This is a genomic window from Faecalibacterium prausnitzii (genome assembly GCF_049532945.1).
Classification (GTDB): Bacteria; Bacillota; Clostridia; order Oscillospirales; family Ruminococcaceae; genus Faecalibacterium; species Faecalibacterium prausnitzii_N.
This window is the reverse complement of record NZ_CP186691.1, coordinates 2,213,231-2,233,514: the sequence shown is the minus strand read 5'-3', so window position 1 is coordinate 2,233,514 and position 20,284 is coordinate 2,213,231. Positions and strand designations below refer to the sequence as shown.

The window sequence follows — 20,284 nt, the reverse complement described above, 5'->3', positions numbered from 1 at the left end:
ACAAGATGAGCTTTGCATCCCAGGCACGGGAAGAAATCGCGCAGCACAGCCTGCAATTGCAGAAAGACTGCTGCGTCCGCGCAGCGGCCTACGGCATCGCCTGCTTTGCCAAATATTTCGACGCCAAGGGCCTTGTGCTCCAGACGGAGCAGGAGCTGACCGCCCGCGTGGCCGAGCAGTTGTTTGCCCGCTGCGGCGTCCGGGGCACCATTCTGGAAAAGAGCCGCCCCAGCGGGGTGGTATACGAGTTTGGCATCCGGGAGCCTGAACAGGTGATGCGGTTGCATGAACTGTTCGGCACCACGGGCAGCGAGACCAGCCTGCAGATCGACCCCCGCCTTATCCGCTGTCAGACCTGCGTCAGCGCCTACATCGGCATGGCATTTCTCTGCGGCGGAACCGTCACGGACCCAAAAAAAGAATACAACATCGAATTTTTAACGAGCCGCACCAATCTCGCCAGAGACTTTGAAGCGCTGCTGGCAGAGCATGAGTTTGCACCGCACCGCACCCGCCGCAACGGCGTGAACCTGATCTACGTCAAGAGCTGCGCCAACGTGGAGCGCATTCTGGCGTTTATGGGGGCGGCCCAGGCGGCAACGCAGATCAATGCGCAGAAGGCCGTCAAGCAGATGCGGAACCAGACCAACCGACAGACCAACTGTGATACGGCAAACCTTGGCAAAACGGCCCGCGCCAATGCGCAGACGCTGAAGGCCATCCGCTTTTTGCAGGAGCAGAATGCGCTGGAGACCCTGCCGGAAGTGCTGCAGCAGGCGGCGGCCAAGCGGTTGGAAAATCCGGACCTCTCGTTGACGGCGCTCTGTGCCTGCTTTGACCCGCCGGTCAGCAAGTCGGGGCTGTCGCATCGGATGAAAAAGCTGGAACTGCTGGCGCAGACCATGCGGGAACGGATGGAACAGGAGGAAACGACGTGAGCGAGATCAGCGAAAACAATCACCTGGGGCGGGATTTCGTCCACCTCCATATCCATACGGAATACAGCTTGCTGGATGGTGCCTGCCGCATTGACCAGCTGATGGATCGCGTAAAAGAGTGCGGACAGACCGCCATTGCCTGCACCGACCACGGCGTGATGTACGGCTGCGTGCAGTTTTATAAGGCTGCAAAAAAGGCTGGCATCAAGCCCATCATCGGCTGTGAGGTGTATGTGGCCACCCGCACCCGCTTTGACAAGGTAAATAAGATCGACGGCAACAACCACCTGATCCTGCTGTGCAAAAATGAGACCGGCTACAAAAACCTGATCAAAATGGTGTCGGCCGCCTTTGTGGAGGGCTTCTATTCCAAGCCCCGCATTGATAAGGAACTGCTGGAAAAATATCACGAAGGTCTGATCTGCCTGTCGGCCTGTTTGGCAGGCGAAGTTCCACAGGCCATTCTGGCGGGGGACTACGAGCGGGCAAAAAACGCGGCGCTGTGGTACCGGGACCTGTTTGGCGAAGGCAATTACTACATTGAGCTGCAGGACCACGGCCTGGAAGAGGACACCATCGTTCTGCCGCAGCTCATCAAGCTTGCACGGGAGACCGGAATTCCCATGGCAGCCACCAACGACTCCCACTATCTGCGCAAGGAGGATGCCAAAATGCAGGGCATCCTGCTCTGCATCCAGACCGGCAAGACCATTCAGGATGCGGATAAAATGGAGTTCCAGACCGACGAGTTCTATGTCAAAACGACAGACGAAATGTACGAGCTGTTCTCCATGGTGCCGGAAGCCTGCGAGAATACCGCCAAAATTGCCGAACAGTGTAACTTTGATTTTGATTTTGGACACACTAAAATTCCATATTACAAAGCGCCGAACGGTATGGATAATCAGGCGTTTTTTGAAAAGCTCTGCTGGGAAGGTCTGGAGCGCCGCTACGGCCCCAATGTTCCGCAGGCCAACAAAGACCGTCTGGAATACGAGATCGGCGTGGTCAAAAAGATGGGCTACACGAACTACTATCTTATCGTGTGGGACTACGTGAACTACGCCAAGAGTCAGGGTATCCCGGTAGGCCCGGGCCGTGGCTCCGGCGCAGGCAGCATTGCGGCTTACAGTGTGGGCATCACGGATATCGACCCCATCCGTTATAACCTGATCTTTGAGCGCTTCCTGAACCCGGAGCGCGTCAGTATGCCAGATTTTGATGTGGACTTCTGCTACGAGCGCCGTCAGGAAGTGATCGATTACGTCAACCGGAAATATGGCGCCGACCATGTGGCTCAGATCGTCACCTTTGGCACCATGGCCGCCCGCAACGCCATCCGCGATGTGGGCCGCGTGATGGGCATTCCGTATCAGCAGGTAGATGTTGTGGCAAAGCAGGTGCCCATGGAGCTGAAAATGACGCTGAAGCGTGCGTTGGAGGTATCGCCGGAACTTAAGCGGATGTACGATACCGACCCGCAGGTCACAGAGCTGATCGACACGGCCTTGAAGGTGGAGGGCATGCCCCGCCATGCTTCCACCCATGCGGCGGGTGTCGTCATTACCCCGGAGCCTACGGACTACTATCTGCCGCTGGCCACCAACGACGGCCTGCCTGTGACCCAGTTCAACATGACCGAGATCGAAGAACTTGGCCTTTTGAAGATGGACTTTCTGGGCCTGCGCACGCTGACCGTCATTCATGACGCGGAAACTGCTGTGCAGAAGCACCGCCCGGAGTTCTCCATCCAGAAGCTGGATTACGACGACCCGGACACCTACAGGATGCTGGGGCAGGGAGACACCGAGGGTGTGTTCCAGCTGGAATCTTCCGGCATGAAGCAGGTGCTTGTGGGCCTGCAGCCGCAGAACCTAGAAGACATTATCGCTCTGATCAGCCTGTACCGTCCCGGCCCCATGGATTCGATCCCCACCTACCTGCGCAACCGCCACGAGCCGGACAAAATCAGCTATAAGACCCCACAGCTGGCCCACATTCTGGATGTGACCAATGGCTGCATCGTCTATCAGGAGCAGGTCATGCAGATCTTCCGGGAGCTGGCAGGTTTTTCTTTTGGTCAGGCAGACAATGTCCGCCGTGCCATGAGCAAAAAGAAACATGCCGTCATGGAGGCCGAGCGGGAGCACTTTGTGTACGGCTGCACCGATCCCGGCAACGAATGTCCCGGCTGTGTGGCAAACGGCATCTCTGAGAAAGTGGCCAATGAGATCTACGATGAAATGTCCAGTTTCGCTTCATATGCGTTCAATAAGAGCCATGCGGCCTGCTATGCCTATGTGGCATTCCAGACGGCCTACCTCAAGTGCCATTATCCCAGTGAGTTCATGGCGGCTTTGCTGACCAGTGTGCTGGATAACACGGATAAGGTCATTGAATATTCCGGCGAGTGTGCCCGCCTTGGCATCAAGGTGCTGCCGCCGGATATCAACATCTCGAACGGCGGCTTTACGCCGGATGCCAGGGGGCAGATCCGGTTCGGGCTGAACGCGGTCAAGAGCGTGGGCCGCAACCTTGTGGAACGCATCGTGGAAGAGCGTGGGGAAAAGCCCTACGCCAGCCTGTATGATTTCTGCAAGCGGCTGTACGGCAACGAAATGAACCGCCGGGCCGTGGAAAGCCTCGTCAAGGCGGGCGCGTTCGACAGCATGGGCGAGAACCGCCACAGCCTCGTGGAGGCCGTGGATGGCATCATCAAGAGCGTGGAGAGCGACTCCCGGCGGAATCTGGACGGACAGCTCGACCTGTTCTCGCTGATGAGCGGGGGAGCACAGAGCACGTCGAAGGATGTATATGAGATCCGGCACCTCGAAGAATACTCCCATACCGAACTGCTGCAGCAGGAAAAAGAGGTCAGCGGCCTGTACCTGTCCGGGCACCCGCTGGATGCGTACCGGGAGCAGTCGGCAAAATTTGCGACCCATTCCATCAAGGCCCTGACCGGCGAGGAAGCGCATGGGCTGGACAATGCCCATGTCCGCATCGTCTGCACTATTGTCAAGAGCCGGATGATGACCACCAAGTCGAACAGCCTGATGGCCTTTACCAGCGTGGAAGACCTGACCGGCACGATGGAGGTCATCGTCTTCCCGAAGGTGCTGGAGGTCTTCCGGGATGCCATCCGGGAAAATGCCGTTGTGGTCATCGAGGGGCGTCTGTCGGTCCGCGAGGACGAGCCGTCCAAGCTGATGGCTGAAAGCATCTCGCCCATTGAAGGCTACGACCCCAAGCACCCGCAGGCGAACCGCCCGGACCAGATGCGGGATGCGGCCCAGCGGCTCTATATCCGTCTGCCGTCGCGCAGCTGCCCGCAGTATGCAAAAGTCGTCAATCTGCTGGAGATTTTTGACGGTGATATGCCGGTCATCTTCTATCTGGAGGACACCAAACAGAAGCTTGCGGCCCCCCGCAGACTGTATACTTCCGGCCATCCGCTCTTCTTCCAGGAGCTGCGGCGTCTGGTCGGTGAAAAGAACATTGCAACAAAATAACATGCCGTGGAACGAATCGTACAGATGTAACTTTCATAAAAATCATCGCAGCTTCGCAGCAAAGCATACTTTAACAAAATTTTAACAGAGTTTCAAAAAGGTATTGGATTCACAGGAAAACTGTGCTATAATAATTCAAGGCAAGTCGTATCAGAAATGAGCAAAGCAATGGAGCAGTGTCAGGAAGAAGGGGCACTGCTCCGAGGTGAACGAAGAAACAAATTGGAGGGAAACTCTCGTATGGAAAAGCAGATCAAAACGATTGGCGTATTGACGAGCGGTGGTGATGCTCCTGGCATGAACGCTGCCGTGCGCGCCGTAGTCCGTACCGGCCTGCATAAGGGTTACCGCATGATCGGCATTCAGCGTGGCTACAATGGCCTGCTGAACGGCGAATGCTTTGAGATGAACCTGCGCAGTGTGTCGAACATCATCTCTGCAGGCGGTACCATTCTGTATACCGCCCGCTGTCTGGAATTCAAGACCAAGGAAGGTCAGGACAAGGGTGCAGAGAAGTGCCGCGAACTGGGCATTGATGCGCTGGTGGTCATTGGCGGCGACGGTTCTTACCGCGGCGCTCGTGAGCTGGCCCACCGCGGCATTCCGATGATCGGTCTGCCCGGCACTATTGACAACGATATTTCCTGCACCGATTACACCATTGGCTACGATACCGCCATGAATACCGCGCTGGAGATGATCGACAAGCTGCGCGATACCACCCAGAGCCACGACCGCTGCAGTGTGGTCGAGGTCATGGGCCGCAACGCCGGTTATATTGCTCTGAATGTTGCAATTGCTTCCGGCGCTATGGCTGTTCTACTGCCGGAGAAGGAATTTGACATGCAGCACGACATCCTCGATAAGATCACCGAGACGCAGCGCACCGGCAAGCGTCACTTCATTATTATCGTTGCCGAGGGTGTCGGCCATGCACAGGAGATCGCAAACGAGATTCAGGCACGCACCGGCATCGACTCCCGCGCCACCATTCTGGGCCATGTCCAGCGCGGTGGTTCTCCCACTCTGCGTGACCGTGTGAACGCTTCTGCAATGGGCTACCATGCCGTGTGCCTGCTGGAGCAGGGCAAGTATAACCGCATCGTCGGCATGAAGGGCGAAAAGCTGGTGGATTACCCTGTGGATGAAGCTCTTGAAATGACCAAGACGCTTGACCCGGTGCTGATCGACGTGTGTAACACCATTTCCATTTGATCGTTTCTATTCTATCATACCGCAAGTCTGAAGGAGCCATCCTTGCCAAAAGAGGATGGCTCCTTTTTGCTGAGTAAAGCGCAAACAAAGGAGAACCCATGAACATTACAGTTTATCTTGGAGCAAATGAAGGAAACACCCCGACGCTGAAAGCGGCCGTGCAGGAGCTTGGCCGCTGGATCGGGGAGAGTGGGAATGCGCTGATCTACGGCGGATCCCGAAGCGGACTGATGGGTGCACTGGCGGACAGTGTATTGGCTGCGGGCGGCGATGTGACCGGCGTGGAGCCGGAGTTCTTTGTCAAAGGGGAACTTCAACACGATGGCCTGACCGAGCTGATCGTCACCAAGGACATGACCGAGCGCAAGACGAAGATGATCGAGCTGGGCGATGCCTTCATCGCATTCCCCGGCGGCACCGGCACGCTGGAAGAGATCGCAGAGGTAATGTCCAAGGTCTCGCTGAAACATCTGGATGCGCCCTGCATTCTGTACGACCTGGATGGCTATTATACCGGCCTGCGGATGCTGCTGAGCCACATGATCGAAACGGGCCTGTCGTCTGAAGAACGGCAGAAAGGAATCTATTTTGCAAAGGATCTCGCGGAAATCAAGACGATTTTGAACCGTTGATTTCACAAAACGAACCGGATTGAAATAACGAAGATGCGATTGAAATTTAATAGATAAAACAAAGAGTAAATCGCGAAAAAGCAACCTGCAACAAAATTTCATCTGCATCAAAAACGCATATGACGAAAAGAATACAAATCGTATAGCTTGTTTGAGCGGCACATTTCTACAGCGAAAAATTGACTCGAATGCCGCGCCGTTTTATGCTATAATAGCCCATAGAAAAGGAGCGTGGAGTATTTGGAACTGGAGCAAGCGCAGAAGCGCGTGGAAGAACTGCGCGCGGTGATCGAAAAGAACAACCGCCTTTATTACGATCAGGATGCCCCGGAGCTTGAAGATTTTGAGTATGATGCTCTGACCCGGGAACTGAAAGAATTGGAAGCGCAGTTTCCGCAGCTGGTCACACCCAACTCACCGACGCAGCATGTCGGCGGGACCCCCAGCGGACGGTTTGCCAAGGTCACACACGCGGTAAAAATGGAAAGCCTGCTGGATGCATTTTCGTATGATGAGCTGCGGGATTTTGACCGCCGCGTGCGGGAAGCCGGCATAGAGCCGGAGTATGTGGTGGAGATCAAGATCGATGGCCTTTCCTGCAGTCTGGAATACGAAAACGGTGAGCTGGTTCGTGCCTCTACCCGCGGCGATGGCGTGGTGGGCGAGGACGTGACCGCCAATGTCCGCGCCATTCGCAGCATTCCCAAAAAGTTGAAGGATGCACCGGAATTTCTGGAAGTGCGCGGTGAGGTGTATATGCCGCATGGCGCGTTCCAGAAGCTGTGTGCAGAGCAGGAGCTGCAGGGCGCAGCGCCCTTTAAAAATCCGCGCAATGCGGCTGCCGGTTCGCTGCGCCAAAAGGATGCAAAGATCACCGGAAGCCGGGGCCTTTCTATCTTTGTTTTCAATGTGCAGCAGATCCGCGGCAAAACGCTTACCAAACATGCCGAAAGCCTGGATTACCTCAAGAGCCTTGGCCTGCCGGTCTCGCCGCGCTATCATATCGTGCATGACATTGAGCAGGCCATTGCCGAGATCGAGCAGATCGGCCAGAACCGTGCCAAACTGGATTTTGATATGGATGGTGCAGTGATCAAGGTGAACGATTTTGCACAGCGCGATTTGATGGGTTCCACCAACAAATTCCCACGCTGGGCAATTGCGTTTAAGTATCCGCCAGAGGTAAAGGAGACAACGCTGCGCAGCATTGAGGTCGCAGTTGGCCGCACCGGTGTTCTTACCCCGACGGCCTGCTTTGACCCTGTCTTTCTGGCGGGTACTACCGTTGCCCGCGCGACCCTGCACAATGAGGATTTTATCCATCAGTTCGGCCTTTGCATCGGCGATACCATTCAGGTGCGCAAGGCGGGTGATATCATCCCGGAGGTCATCGGTGTGACCCGCCATGAGGAAGGCGCACAGCCCTATGAGATGCCCACGGTCTGCCCCTCCTGCGGTGCGCCAGTCGTTCATCTGGAGGATGAAGCAGCTCTGCGCTGTGTTAACCCCGAGTGCCCGGCACAGGCACTGCGCAATATCATCCATTTTGCTTCCCGCGATGCAATGGATATCGAGGGCCTTGGCACAGCAGTTGCCACCCAGCTGGTGGATAAGGGGCTGGTGCACTCGGCGGCTGACCTTTACACCCTCACGCTGGAGCAGCTGCTGACGCTGGATAAGTTCAAGGAAAAGAGTGCGACCAATCTGCTGCAAGCCATCGCGCACTCCAGGGAAAACAATCTGGATAAGCTCCTGTTCGGCTTTGGCATCCGCAACATTGGCGATAAAGCTGCAGTCCTGCTGGCAGAGCATTTCGGTACGCTGGAAGCCATCCGGGAGGCGACCGAGGAACAAATCAGCGAGATCGATGGGTTTGGCGGCGTAATGGCGCAGAGCGTCGTGGAATTCTTTGCAAAAGAGGGAACGACCGACCTTGTCCATCGTCTGGCCGATGCCGGATTGAATATGCAGTGGAAGGGCGAACCGAAGGGTGATAAGCTGGCAGGAAAAACGCTGGTGGTCACCGGCACGCTGGAAACTCTTTCCCGCAATGAGGCGGAAGCACTGATCGTGAAAAACGGTGGTAAGGCCAGCGGTTCTGTTTCAAAGAAAACGGCCTATGTTGTGGCCGGAACAGCGGCAGGCTCGAAGCTGACCAAAGCACAGGCCCTTGGTGTGCCGGTGCTGACCGAAGCAGAGTTCCTCGCTTTGCTGAACGAGGAACCAAAGCCGGAAGCCTGAATCTTTCCGGCGTCCTGAATAAAAGAAGAACCCCATCAAACGCCCGTACAGTGGAACACGCTGTGCGGGCGTTTGTGCTGCCCGGTTCTATCTTCCGCCCGGCTGCATACAGTGATGACAAGAGACGCGGAAGGAGAATGCAGGATGGACGAGTATTATCAGGTGGTTCAATCGCTGCCGAGCTGGCTGGCCCGGCCGCTTCTGGACATGCCGTCGGCCCTTGCGCCCGATGTGCAGGAGCTTCGGCTGCGGGTGGGCTGTGCACCAGCGTTCACGATGCGCGGGGCAGTCTGCACACTGCAGGAAACAGCGCGGGAGCTTGCCTCCTTGCAGCGGATGCTTCTGACGCCGCAGCAGATGGAGGAAATCTTGTTCACGCTGTGCGGCGGGTCGGTCCACACGCATCAGACGGAGATCGCGCAGGGGTATGTGACGGGTCCCTCCGGGTGCCGGGCTGGCCTTGGTGGGCGCTTTCTGCAAAACACGGAACAGGGCGTCGTTTTGCAGGAACTGACCTCCGTCAACCTACGCATTGCGCGGGAGAAAACTATCCCGCTCCCAGAGGAACTGTGTGCAGCCTTGCAGACGCATTTCATCGGGATGCTTCTCGTAGGCGAGCCGGACAGCGGCAAGACGACGCTGCTGCGCAGCATGGCGCGGGAGCTTGTCTGCCAGAAAAAGCTGGTATCGGTCATCGACGAGCGGCGGGAGTTGTTTTCGGGCAGCTCCCGGCGGAAGTCCCCCGGTGAAGCGCTGGATGTGATCGCCGGCATCCCTAAGGAACGGGCTGTGCAGATGGCACTGCGCACGCTTTCGCCGCAGGTCATTTTGCTGGACGAGCTGGGAGGTCTGGATGAGGTGACAGCGCTCGAACAGGGGCTTTTCAGCGGCGTGGACTTTATCGCAACGCTCCATGCAGCATCTCCGGAAGAAGCGGTCGGACGCCCCCAGGTGCAGGCGCTGCAGGCGCGGGGTGCACTCCATGTGCTGGTCTGGCTCAAAGGGCGGGCGGAGCCGGGGCAGGTGCGGGAGGTGCGGTTTTTATGAGCAGTCTCTTTTTGCATGGCATCGGGGCGGTCTGCCTAGTATTCTGCGGCTGGTGCGTTGGCGATGGGGTCTGCATCCGTGCAGAGGCACATCGGCAGGCACTGCAAAAGACCATTGCCCTACTGGAACGCATCCGCCGGGAAATCGAATTTCGGCGTACGGATTTGAGATCTTTGCTTTGTGCTATGCAGCGGGAGGGCCTTGTGGGGCAGACAGAGCATTCGCTGCAAACGTTGGCTCTCGATCCGGCACTGACACGGCGGGAGCAGATCGCATTCCGGGCGTGCATGGCAGGTCTGGGCCATGCAGAAGCAGCGCAGGAATGCCAGCAGCTTGCATTTTATATTCAGCAGTTCGAGGCGTTTCAGACAGAGCTTGCACCGCAGCTGCGGCAAACGAACGAGCTTTCGCATAAGCTTGGCCTTGCGCTGGGGCTGGCGGCTGCAATTTTGCTGATTTGAGAGGATGAAAAAGATGGAGATCGACCTGATCTTTAAGATCGCGGCCATTGGCATCATCGTAGCGGTGCTGAACCAATTGCTGATCCGCTCCGGGCGGGAGGATCAGGCGATGATGACGACACTGGCAGGGCTGGTCGTGGTCCTGTCCATTCTGGTGAAACAGATCAGCACCCTGTTCGTGACCATCAAATCCCTGTTCGCACTATGAGTGCGGCGGCAGCGGCCTTTGGTCTGGCGCTTGTGGCAGCATTGCTTTATACGGTGCTCAGGCGCAGTGTCCCATCCTACGCGCTGCTGCTTTCGCTGGGGGCGGCATTGGTGCTTCTGGTGCGGGTCGGGTCTACATTCCGGGCGGCGCTCCTCGGCATCGTCCGCCTGGGGGAGCAGACGAACGGTGCAGCCTTTTCGTGCCTGATGAAGAGCGCGGTCGTCCTGCTTCTGACGGACTATACCCATACCCTCTGCGAAGAAGCCGGAGCGGAATCGTTGGCGTGGTGTGTCGGGCTGGCCGGCCGCTGTCTGGTGCTTGCGGCGGCGTGGCCGCTGCTGGAAGAAATTTTACAGCGGATCGGGAGTATGACGGGATGAACAACTGGGATGTGCGCCTTCCGGGCGCAGAGACGTGGGGGCCTTATCTGGAACAAAGCCCGGTATCGCCTGCGGCGTTTGCAGAAGACCCCTGGGAGGCACTGCGCAGTTTTCTGCCGGAGTCCCTGCCCTCGGCTCTGCATACCGCTGCAAGCGGATATGCGGCGGTTCTGACCTTTCTGGTGCTGGGCGCTGTCATCGCACTGCTGTTGGGCGGCCATGCGGATGGAACGCTGCTGGATCTCGTCTGCGCTGGGGGCTGCGGGGTCCTGCTATGGGAGAAGCTCGTGGCCCTTTCCGAAACGCTCTGCACCCAGATCGAAAGCTGGAACCGGTTTCTTCTGGGTTTTCTGCCAGTGTATGCAGGGGTCCTGACCCTGGGCGGCGAGAGCGTGGCAGGCGCTTCGGCAGGCGGTTTTCTTCTGACGCTACTGTGTGCTCTGGCGCAGGGGCTCACGGTGCTGGTGCCGCCGCTGCTCCAATGCTATCTGGCCCTGAGCATGGCCTGCTGTATCTGTTCGAAAACCGGGCTGGGGAGCTTTTGCAAAGCAGTTGGCAGTGCGCTGGAAAAGCTGCTGGGGTGGGCGGGCAAACTTCTGGTTGCCCTTTTGGGTCTGGAGCGCATCTCAACGCTGCAGCTGGATCGTGCGGCCCTTCGCACCGGGCAGCTTCTGACCGGGACAGTGCCGATCATCGGGGAGACGCTGCGCGATGCCTCGGAGACGGTGCTGTCGTGCCTTCAGCTTTTGAAAAGCGGGCTGGGGCTGGCTGCGCTGTTGACCATTGCAGCAGAATTCGTGCCGGTCTATCTGGGAATGCTTATCCAGCTGGGCCTGCTTTCCGGATGCGGACTTCTATGCGGCATGATGGGCAGTGAGCGCTGCCAGAACCTTCTGGAATGTTTTGCAGAGGCGCTTCGCTGCATGATGGCAGTGACGGCGCTGTTTGCGGGGCTTGCCATTGCAGGCACGGCACTGCTCTTTGTGGTAGGGGGTGGATGAAGTGCAGAACATCAAAGCGGCAGTGGCAGTTTTCTGCACGGCGTGTATCTGCGCGGAGCTGACCGCACAGCTCACAGGGCAGGGGTGGGCTCGGCGCAGCATAAAAGCGGTGGCTGGGTTATATATTTTAGCAGTGGTCCTCTGTGTGCTTCCGCAGGCAAAAGAGGAGTGGCAGACGTCCGCTCTCCCGGCAGCGTCTTCGGTGGAATTGGGAACACAGAAGGAGACCGTGCTTCGTGCGGCGGCGTCTCAGCTGGAAGAAACTTTGGAAGCCCGCTGCCGTGAGGAGCTGGGCACAGAGGTCGCCATCCGCATCGAGCTGGAAGAGACAGCGGAGGGCGTACAGGTCCATTCCCTGACGGTAACGCCGACGGGAGAGGTAGAAGAAACGCGGGACGCGGTAGAGGAACTTCTTCAACATACGCTGGGCGTATCGCCTGTGTGGAACGTACCCGGCGGGGAGAATGCGCCATGAAACAGCGGGGAGAAGGAACGACATTCGATTTCCGGGCACTGCTGGAAAAGCAGAACCGCACCCGACTGGCCGTGGTGCTGGGCGGCGCGGCGATGCTGTTGCTGCTGCTCTCCGAACTGCTGCCCGCAACGCCGCCTGCGGAACCATCCGCGGCGTCGGCTTTCCAGGCGTCAGCCTACCGGGAGCAGCTGGAAGCACAGCTCCAGGACCTGATCGGGCAGATCGACGGGGCCGGGGCCACGACCGTGATGGTGACACTGGAAACCGGGGAGGAGACCGTCTATGCTACGGACACGCAGTCGGGACAGACCCAAAGCCAGGAAACGCATGTGCTGTTGGATGACGGCACGGCTCTGGCGCAGACGATCTATTATCCGCAGGTGTGCGGGGTCGCGGTCGTCTGTGACGGCGGGGGAGATGTCCGGGTCGCTGCACGGATCACCGAGCTTGTGCGGGCATTGCTGGATATTTCGTCTACCCGGATCTGTGTAGAACAACGCCGGCCCTGACCGGCTGTTTCCGAACCATTAAGTCACAGAGACAAGGAGGAACATTTCCATGAGAGCTATTTCCAAGAACACCCGAAAAGTGACGGCGCTTACCCTGGCGGCGGCTCTGGTCGTTGCGGTCTATCTGAACTGGCAGTATGCGCGGGCGGGCGTCACGCTGGAGGAAAACGCCGTCCAGGTCGCGGCAGGAGCAGACACGGCGGACGAAGCCTCCGCGCCCATTCTGGACGGCCTGATGACCGAGGCGGAAGCCGTTTCCAGCGCCAACAAGAATTATGGAGAAGCACAGCTCGTCAGCGTAGCGAATCACAGCGGCTCCAAGTTTTTTGAGGAGGCCCGGCTCAAGCGGACCAAGGCGCACGACGAAGCAATGGACGCCGTGCAGAAAGCTTTGAAATCGTCGTCGCTCTCCGCAGAAGAGAAAAAGAGCTACACCCAGCAGTTGACCGGCAATCTGGAAGATCTGAATGCGGAGAATGAGATTGAAACGCTGATCAAAGCCAAAGGTTTTGCAGACTGCCTGTGCTTTTTGCAGTCCGGCCGGGCAGACCTTACCGTGATGACCTCCGGCGACGCACTGACGGCAGCGCAGGTGGCGCAGATCCGGGATATCGTTCTGAGCAAAAGCAGCGTGACGGCGCAGAACATCACCATCGTAGAGGTAAAATAAGAGAGCGGTTGCGGGGGTCCGCCGGATGTGGTAATATAAAGAGGAACAAACAAAGCGGGCCTGCCGCCCCGGCGGGTCCCACAGGAGCGTCTATGAAGGAACCAAAACTGAAAACTGTATATGTGTGTTCCAACTGCGGCGAGACAAGCCCCCGCTGGATGGGCCGCTGCCCAAGCTGCGGCAGCTGGAACACGATGAACGAAGATGTGGTCGCAGAGGCCCCCAAGGCGGGGCTTACCGGCGGAAAAGCCGCTGCCCCTGCCCGGCAGGAGGGAGTGACCTCGCTGACGGCGAAGCGCCTGTCGGAGATCAGCATGACCGAAGAAAAAAGCCGTATTCTGACCGGCATTTCGGAGCTGGACCGTGTACTTGGCGGCGGCATTGTGCTGGGCGGCGTTGTGCTTTTGAGCGGTGAGCCGGGTGTGGGCAAATCTACTATGCTTCTGCAGCTGTGCGGTGCTATTTCCAACCAGCACAGCGTTTTGTATATCACTGGCGAGGAATCGGTGCGGCAGGTCAAGCTGCGCGCTGCCCGGCTGAAAGTGCCGCAGGATAACATCTTTCTGGCAGCGGAGAATGATGTGGACGAGATCTGCGGCCTGATCGAAAAAGAAAAGCCGGATCTCGTGGTCATCGACTCCATCCAGACGATGCGCTGCATGGATATCTCGTCCTCCGCCGGTACGGTAAGTCAGGTCAAGGAAAGTGCGGCCCGCCTGCTGGCCGTGGCCAAAAAGCAGGAGATCCCCATGTTCATTGTGGGCCATGTGAACAAGGACGGTGCCATTGCAGGCCCCAAAGTCATGGAGCATATCGTGGATACGGTGCTTTACTTTGAGGGCGATAAAATGCTGCCGTACCGCATCCTGCGGGCAGCCAAAAACCGCTATGGCTCCACGAATGAACTGGGCATGTTCGATATGACGGGGCAGGGGCTGGAAGAGATCGAAAACCCCTCGCAGATGCTTCTGGAAGGGCGTCCGCTCGGCGTTTCCGGCAACTGCGTCGCCTGCACGATGGAGGGCAGCCGCCCCATTCTGAGCGAAATTCAGGCGCTTGCGACGAAAACGAATTTCCCGGCACCGCGCCGCGCCTGCAGCGGCTACGATTACAACCGCATGAACCTTCTCATTGCGGTCCTTGAAAAGCGCGCCGGGTATTTCTTCGGCAACCTGGATGTGTATATCAACATCGTCAGCGGCATCACGCTGCGGGATACGGCCTGCGACCTGGCGGTCTGCCTCAGCATGGTCTCATCGCTGCTGGACTGCCCGGTCAGCGACAAACTGATCGCCATCGGCGAAGTCGGTCTGGGCGGTGAGGTGCGCAGTGTGCCCAACCTGGAACAACGTCTGCGGGAGGCGGAACGCATCGGTTTTGAACGTGCCGTCGTGCCGAAGCACAGCCTCGCGCATCTGAACCCGGCGGATTATCCGGGCATGAAGCTCGTAGGGGCGGCTTATATCTCGGATGCAATCCATGCTTTGAAAAACGACCGCCTTTAATGGAAATGATAAGGAAACGATATGTCCATCTATCTTGATGAAAAGAATCCCAGCAAGCACAAACCGTTCGATGATGCTTCGGCGGACATTGTGGAGTATGTGCGTTATCTGGAAGTGATCGCAGGCAAAAGCGCGAACACAGCGTTCAGCTACTACTGTGATCTGCGCGGATTCAGCCGTTTTATGAAGCGCCGCAGGGGCCTTGTGGCAGAGGATGCGGAACTGAAAGAGATCGACCCCAAAGGGCTGGACACCGCATTCTGGGCCTCCGTAACAAAGGAGGATATCTACGAATATCTGTACTTTTTAAACCGCGAGTGCGGCAACAAAAAGTCTTCAACGGCCCGGCGGCTGGCAAGCCTGCACGGCTTTTATGATTACCTGGTCAATCAGGTCAACCGCCTTTCGCAGGACCCGACGGCCTCCATCAAACCGCCCAAACAGGATAAGGTACTGCCCAAATATCTGACGGCGGAGCAGTCCATGGAGTTATTGGAAAGCACGCAGACCCAAAGCGATTTTCCGGAGCGGGATTATTGCATGGTGACGCTGTTTTTGAACTGTGGAATGCGTCTGGCAGAGCTTGTCGGCATGAATCTGGACGACATTGATTTGGAAAACCGCCAGATACGCCTGTTTGGCAAGGGCCACAAGGAGCGCATGGTTTATCTGAATGATGCCTGCATGGAAGCGCTGCAATTGTATCTCAAAAAGCGGAACACGATGGAAGGTCTGGACCCCAAGGAAAAGGCCGTTTTTGTGACCCGCCGCATGAAAGACCGCATCTCGAACCGCCGCGTGGAACAGCTGGTGACAGGTGCCATGAAGGCGGCAGGGCTGAAGGGCTTTTCGACCCATAAGCTGCGGCATACAGCAGCTACGCTGATGTACCAGACCGGCAATGTGGATATTCTGACGCTCAAGCAACTACTCGGCCACAGCAATGTGGGCACGACCCAGATCTATACGCATCTGCAAGAATTTCAGGTCCGCGCGGCCATTGAGCAGAACCCGCTGGGGGAAGTCCGGAAGACAAATTTGGATACAACAAAACAAGAAGCGGGGGAGACCCACGGGGGAATTTCGCCGGACGGCGCAGAAATGGACGCAGGATCGAAGGATGCTCCGGATGATGCAGCCGAAACGCCGACCGGGCCGATGGAAGCCTTTGATGGGGCTGCCAAAGACGGTTTCCGCGTAGATGTTTCGGCGCTGCGTGAGCCGGATGCAAGTGAGAAAATGGAGCGCTAAAATGGATTATACGAAATTTTCAGGCACTTATACGGTGCGACGACTGCTCCGTGATGATATTCCGTCTGTTTTTGCGCTCTGTGAGAAAAATCCGCAGTATTATGAGCATTGTCCGCCGTTTGTGACGCCGGAAAAGATCGAAGCCGATCTGAAGGCCATGCCGCAGCGCAAGGCCGGTCAGGAACAGGATAAGTATTATCTGGGCTATTTTGACGTCCACCAGCGGCTTGTGGCTGTGATGGATTTCATCGACCATTATCCGGATGCGCAAAGTGGGTTCATCGGATTCTTTATGATGGAGAAAGACCTGCAAGGAACCGGCGTCGGAAGCTCGATCATTACAGAGCTGTGTGCCTGTCTGGCGCAATGGGATTATCAATACATTCGTTTGGGTTATGTGGATGGAAACGAACAAAGCAGATCGTTCTGGCTGAAGAATCAATTCACAGACACCGGCTTGAGAGATCATACAAACGATTACACCGTCGTTGTGATGAATCGTTTCTTGACAAAAGTGTAGATCAAAAAGCAGAAAAAACAGACCAAGAATACACCAATTGCATACATACCGCAAAAAGGCCGCTGGAGCTCAAAATCGAGCCCAGCGGCCTTAATTGGCAAAAATTGGAGAAAAGAGGGCTTTTTCACTTCCCTATGTTTCGCATAACGTGCATTATACGAAACTTATGTTATTGAAAAAACAGGCCCCCTCTTCTGCTGTGTTCCACGCGCACAGCTTTGCCGGGAGGCTCGTTTTTCGTTTCTGTTTCAGGACGCACACCGTTGCAGGTTCAGGCTATGTGTGTTGCGCCGGGTCTGGTTTATTCCGGCAGCGGCGTGATCTCAAAATATGTACAGATGGCTTCATAGTAAGCGCGGGCGGTTCGCCTGCAACCTTCTTCACTGCCGAACTGTGCAACATCGGCTGCATTGGTCACAAAGCACTGCTCTGCCAGAGCGGCTGGACAATTTGCATCTTCCAGAATGGTAAAACTGCGCTCTGCCCGCACTTCGGTATGGCTGGTCTCGACCAGCTGCTTTGCTTCTCCGATATAATAAATGTATCGGACTCCCCCGCGCCCACGCAGACTGGCCCCGGCGGAACGCATGGCGCTGGCCAGGAGTTTCGCGAAATAATAGCTTTCCTGATGCCAAGTCCGGCCCGGCACACTGGGATAGCACTCGAACCCGGAGGCCGTGGAGCCTTCCGGTGCAGAGTTGCCGTGGATGGAAAGCAGCAGGTCCGGCGAGAGCGCATTGGCCGCAGCGGCGCGTTCTGCTGGCTTTACCGTGGCGTCATAGCTTTCGCGGGTCTGGAGCGGGATAAAATTAGGGTCGGCCTCCAGCCACCCGCGCAGTGCTTCGGCGGTAGCTGCCGTCATCTCCTTTTCCGTTACGTTCCCCTGCGCTCCGGGGTCCGTGCCGCCGTGCCCGGCATCGATCGCAATGCGATAGGGCGGCGGGCCGAAGGTAGGACGGAAATCATCATCGTCTACAGCGGGTGTTCCCTGCCCGATCGTAAAGGCTGCATACCACAAATAAAGGCCGAAACAGATCCCGATGAAACAGAGGCAGAGAACGACCGCGTGGCGGAATGAAAAGGCCTGATTTTTCTGCTTCTTTTTGCGATGGACTGCATGTTTTGCCATATAGACTTCCCTGCTTTGAATAAAACAAAACCTGCCCGCGAGATGGTTTCCGGGGCAGGTTTCCGGGAAATGCCCGGAGAAATTTTACTTCAGTTCGACCACGGTCACGCCGCTTTCACCCTCGCCATAACGGCCCAGACGGAAGCTTTTGACCATGCGGTTGCCGCGCAGATGCTTGTGGATAGCTGTGCGCAGCGCACCGGTACCATTGCCGTGGATCAGATAAACCACTGTCTGTCCGTTCAGGATGGCACGGTCGATAAAGGAATCCACCTCCGGCAGCGCTTCGTCCACCGTCAGGCCCAGCAGATTGCATTCCATCTTGGCGGAACGCTGTACCCTCTCTACCCTGCCGTTCGGGCGGTTGGCATCGCCGGTCAGGCGGGAATAACGCTGCTGTGCTTTAGTCTGCGGTTTCTTTTCCTTGACCAGCTTTTCCGGCTGTTTCAAGCCCTTGAGCGGAACTTTGGTCTTGATGATGCCTGCACGCACCAGAACATCGCCGTTTTTATCCGGCAGGGCCAATACGGTGGCCAGCTGGTTCAGCTCTGCAATGCAGACCTCCTGCCCTACCTTGACCTCTTTCAGCGGCACAAATTCCTTGACGGGGTTATGCACCGCCTCGGAGCCGATAAACAGCTTTTCCGATTCTTTTTTGGCGATCTCGCGGGCGCGCTGAGCTTTCTGCTGGGTGCTCATGCGCTCGTCCTTCTGCAACTGACGCAGTTCATCGGTCAGGGCGTAAGCCTGACTTTCCACCTGCTGTGCCAGCGCACGAGCCTTGGCACGGGCAGCTTCCAGTTCATTTTCGCCCTGACGGATCAGCTCATCACGCTTTTTCTGCGCGGCTTCCAGCTGGTGGGAAGCTTCATTTTTCAGCTCTTCCACCTCGTTCTGGCTTTCCTTCAGCTGCAGCTTCAGATCATCCAGCTGTCCCAGAACGGCATCCAGACGCTTATCCTCTGCGGAAAGATGCTGCTGTGCCGCTTCGATCACGCGCTCCGGGATGCCCAACTTTTCGCTGATGAGGAACGCATTGGATTTGCCCGGCACGCCGACGCTCAGCTTATAGGTCGGGCGCAGCGTTTCCAGATCAAACTCACAGCTGGCATTGACAACGCCCTTGGTTTCCAGAGCAAACACCTTCAGCTCCGCGTAGTGAGTGGTGGCCATCAGCAGCACGCCGCGGCGGCGCAGCTCTTCAATGATGGCCACAGCCAGCGCAGCACCTTCGGCGGGGTCGGTACCGGCACCAAGCTCGTCCAGCAGCACCAGTGTGTGCGGCATGGCAAGCTCCAGAATGCCGGTGATCTTTTTCATATGACCGGAGAAGGTGGAAAGGCTCTGCTCAATGCTCTGTTCATCGCCGATATCCACCAGAAATTCGTCAAATACGCAGATCTCGCTGCGCTCGTCAGCCGGGATCAGAAAGCCGCACTGCGCCATGGCGCACAGCAGGCCCGCTGTTTTCAAGGTGACGGTTTTGCCACCGGTGTTCGGGCCGGTGATGATCAGAGAATCGTAATCCCTGCCCAGAGCAATATCCACAGGCACGCACTTTTTGGGGTCGATGAGCGGATGCCGTGCCCGGATGAGTGAGAAGGACGAATCGGTCCGCACGGCAGGCTTAAAGGCCTTCATGTCCAGCGCCAGCCGCGCTTTGGCCAGCAGGACGTCAATTTCCAGCATAGCCTTGTAGCTGTACTGGAACTGCGGCTCAATGGCGGCCACCTGTGCGGTAAAGGCCACCAGAATGCGCTCAATCTCCTGCGCTTCCTGCGCACGGTACTGCAAAATGCGGGCATTGGCTTCCACAACGGCCTGCGGCTCCACAAAGACGGTGGCTCCGGTAGACGAAACATCATGAATAATGCCGCTCACCTCACCGCGGTATTCGCTCTTGACCGGCACAACATACCGGCCATTGCGCATGGAAACCACGCTTTCCTGTAGATACTTGGAGGTATCCATATTGCGGACCATGCTCTCCAGACGGTCACGGATGCTGTTCTCCGTTGCGCGGATCTTTTTGCGCAGGTCGTTCAGGGTATAAGAGGCCGTGTCTGCCATGGCATCCGGTGCCAAAATGGCGCTGGAGATCTGCTGTTCCAGGCCCGGCTGCGGTGCCAGCGCATAGAACAGATCGTCTGTAGGCAGCGCCTCGTGATCCGAGGAACCGTACCAGCTGCTCAGATTCTGGAAGTTGCGGAGTGCCCCCGCCACCATCAGCAATTCTCCCATCGAGAGAACACCGCCCTTGACAGCGCGGGTCACCAGCTGGCTGACATTCTCCACGCCGCCAAAGCGCGGGGAGCCGTTTTTGATCAGCAGGGTGTTGATGGCATCGGTCTGTTCCAGCGCATAGCGCACCTCGTCCGGGTCGCACTGGGGCTCAAGCGCCAGCATCTGCGCTTTGGCCTCCCGGCAGACACAGCCCTCGGCTGCGCGGGCGATGATCTTATCCAGTTCCAGAGTTTTTAAGTAACTTGTTTCCATAGTACACCTTCTAACCCTATATAATTGACGCTATATCGTAATATCGAACCGTGCAATGTAGGAATAAAAATGACGTCTAACTGCTGCTGTAGGA

At 57.1% G+C, this 20,284-nt stretch carries 18 protein-coding genes; 16 read left to right on the top strand and 2 right to left on the bottom strand.

Going from position 1 to position 20,284, the window contains the following annotated elements; genetic code table 11:
• Window positions 1-5 precede the first annotated feature (5 nt).
• The 16 genes from whiA to ACNQFG_RS11115 all read left to right on the top strand — a co-directional run bounded on the left by whiA (window position 6) and on the right by ACNQFG_RS11115 (window position 16,565).
• Window positions 6-938, top strand: coding sequence for a DNA-binding protein WhiA (gene whiA, locus ACNQFG_RS11190; protein WP_423404962.1), 933 nt, complete (start codon window positions 6-8; stop codon window positions 936-938).
• Complete coding sequence (locus ACNQFG_RS11185) at window positions 935-4,450, top strand: DNA polymerase III subunit alpha (RefSeq protein WP_423404961.1); 3,516 nt, start codon at window positions 935-937, stop codon at window positions 4,448-4,450. Before whiA ends, ACNQFG_RS11185 begins: the two co-directional genes overlap by 4 nt.
• Before the next feature lie 240 nt (window positions 4,451-4,690).
• Window positions 4,691-5,665 carry a 6-phosphofructokinase gene (gene pfkA / locus ACNQFG_RS11180; protein ID WP_423404960.1) on the top strand — a complete coding sequence of 325 codons (975 nt, stop codon included), beginning with the start codon at window positions 4,691-4,693 and terminating at the stop codon, window positions 5,663-5,665.
• Between the two features lie 98 nt (window positions 5,666-5,763).
• Window positions 5,764-6,297 carry a TIGR00730 family Rossman fold protein gene (locus ACNQFG_RS11175; RefSeq protein WP_423404959.1) on the top strand — a complete coding sequence of 178 codons (534 nt, stop codon included), beginning with the start codon at window positions 5,764-5,766 and terminating at the stop codon, window positions 6,295-6,297.
• Window positions 6,298-6,528: 231 nt separating this feature from the next.
• A complete protein-coding gene (gene ligA, locus ACNQFG_RS11170) occupies window positions 6,529-8,538 on the top strand; it encodes an NAD-dependent DNA ligase LigA (protein ID WP_423404958.1) in 2,010 nt (669 codons plus the stop codon).
• Window positions 8,539-8,682: 144 nt separating this feature from the next.
• Complete coding sequence (locus ACNQFG_RS11165; protein ID WP_423404957.1) at window positions 8,683-9,585, top strand: ATPase, T2SS/T4P/T4SS family; 903 nt, start codon at window positions 8,683-8,685, stop codon at window positions 9,583-9,585.
• A complete protein-coding gene (locus tag ACNQFG_RS11160) occupies window positions 9,582-10,046 on the top strand; it encodes a hypothetical protein (RefSeq protein WP_423404956.1) in 465 nt (154 codons plus the stop codon). The genes ACNQFG_RS11165 and ACNQFG_RS11160 overlap by 4 nt, the downstream gene beginning before the upstream one ends.
• A gap of 13 nt (window positions 10,047-10,059) precedes the next feature.
• The gene (spoIIIAC, locus tag ACNQFG_RS11155) at window positions 10,060-10,254 is read left to right on the top strand and encodes a stage III sporulation protein AC (RefSeq protein ID WP_302277311.1); all 195 of its coding nucleotides are present in this window, start codon (window positions 10,060-10,062) and stop codon (window positions 10,252-10,254) included.
• A complete protein-coding gene (locus ACNQFG_RS11150) occupies window positions 10,251-10,634 on the top strand; it encodes a SpoIIIAC/SpoIIIAD family protein (RefSeq protein WP_423404955.1) in 384 nt (127 codons plus the stop codon). The genes spoIIIAC and ACNQFG_RS11150 overlap by 4 nt, the downstream gene beginning before the upstream one ends.
• On the top strand, window positions 10,631-11,635 hold the full coding sequence (locus tag ACNQFG_RS11145) for a stage III sporulation protein AE (protein WP_423404954.1): 1,005 nt from the start codon (window positions 10,631-10,633) through the stop codon (window positions 11,633-11,635). The genes ACNQFG_RS11150 and ACNQFG_RS11145 overlap by 4 nt, the downstream gene beginning before the upstream one ends.
• Before the next feature lies 1 nt (window position 11,636).
• On the top strand, window positions 11,637-12,110 hold the full coding sequence (locus tag ACNQFG_RS11140) for a hypothetical protein (RefSeq protein WP_423404953.1): 474 nt from the start codon (window positions 11,637-11,639) through the stop codon (window positions 12,108-12,110).
• Complete coding sequence (locus ACNQFG_RS11135; RefSeq protein WP_423404952.1) at window positions 12,077-12,619, top strand: stage III sporulation protein AG; 543 nt, start codon at window positions 12,077-12,079, stop codon at window positions 12,617-12,619. The genes ACNQFG_RS11140 and ACNQFG_RS11135 overlap by 34 nt, the downstream gene beginning before the upstream one ends.
• 49 nt (window positions 12,620-12,668) lie before the next feature.
• Complete coding sequence (locus ACNQFG_RS11130) at window positions 12,669-13,289, top strand: SpoIIIAH-like family protein (protein WP_423404951.1); 621 nt, start codon at window positions 12,669-12,671, stop codon at window positions 13,287-13,289.
• A gap of 92 nt (window positions 13,290-13,381) precedes the next feature.
• Entirely contained in the window at window positions 13,382-14,794 is a 1,413-nt protein-coding gene (gene radA / locus ACNQFG_RS11125; protein ID WP_423404950.1) for a DNA repair protein RadA, read from the top strand.
• Window positions 14,795-14,815: 21 nt separating this feature from the next.
• Window positions 14,816-16,045 carry a tyrosine-type recombinase/integrase gene (locus ACNQFG_RS11120; protein ID WP_423404949.1) on the top strand — a complete coding sequence of 410 codons (1,230 nt, stop codon included), beginning with the start codon at window positions 14,816-14,818 and terminating at the stop codon, window positions 16,043-16,045.
• A gap of 1 nt (window position 16,046) precedes the next feature.
• Window positions 16,047-16,565 (top strand): GNAT family N-acetyltransferase, encoded by a 519-nt coding sequence (locus tag ACNQFG_RS11115; RefSeq protein ID WP_423404948.1) that lies wholly within the window; start codon window positions 16,047-16,049, stop codon window positions 16,563-16,565.
• 301 nt (window positions 16,566-16,866) lie between these two features.
• On the opposite strand, the gene ACNQFG_RS11110 is transcribed toward ACNQFG_RS11115, so the two are convergent.
• Both ACNQFG_RS11110 and ACNQFG_RS11105 read right to left on the bottom strand, forming a co-directional pair.
• Window positions 16,867-17,694, bottom strand: coding sequence for an N-acetylmuramoyl-L-alanine amidase family protein (locus tag ACNQFG_RS11110; RefSeq protein ID WP_423404947.1), 828 nt, complete (start codon window positions 17,692-17,694; stop codon window positions 16,867-16,869).
• Between the two features lie 84 nt (window positions 17,695-17,778).
• On the bottom strand, window positions 17,779-20,190 hold the full coding sequence (locus ACNQFG_RS11105) for an endonuclease MutS2 (RefSeq protein ID WP_423404946.1): 2,412 nt from the start codon (window positions 20,188-20,190) through the stop codon (window positions 17,779-17,781).
• Window positions 20,191-20,284: the final 94 nt, after the last annotated feature.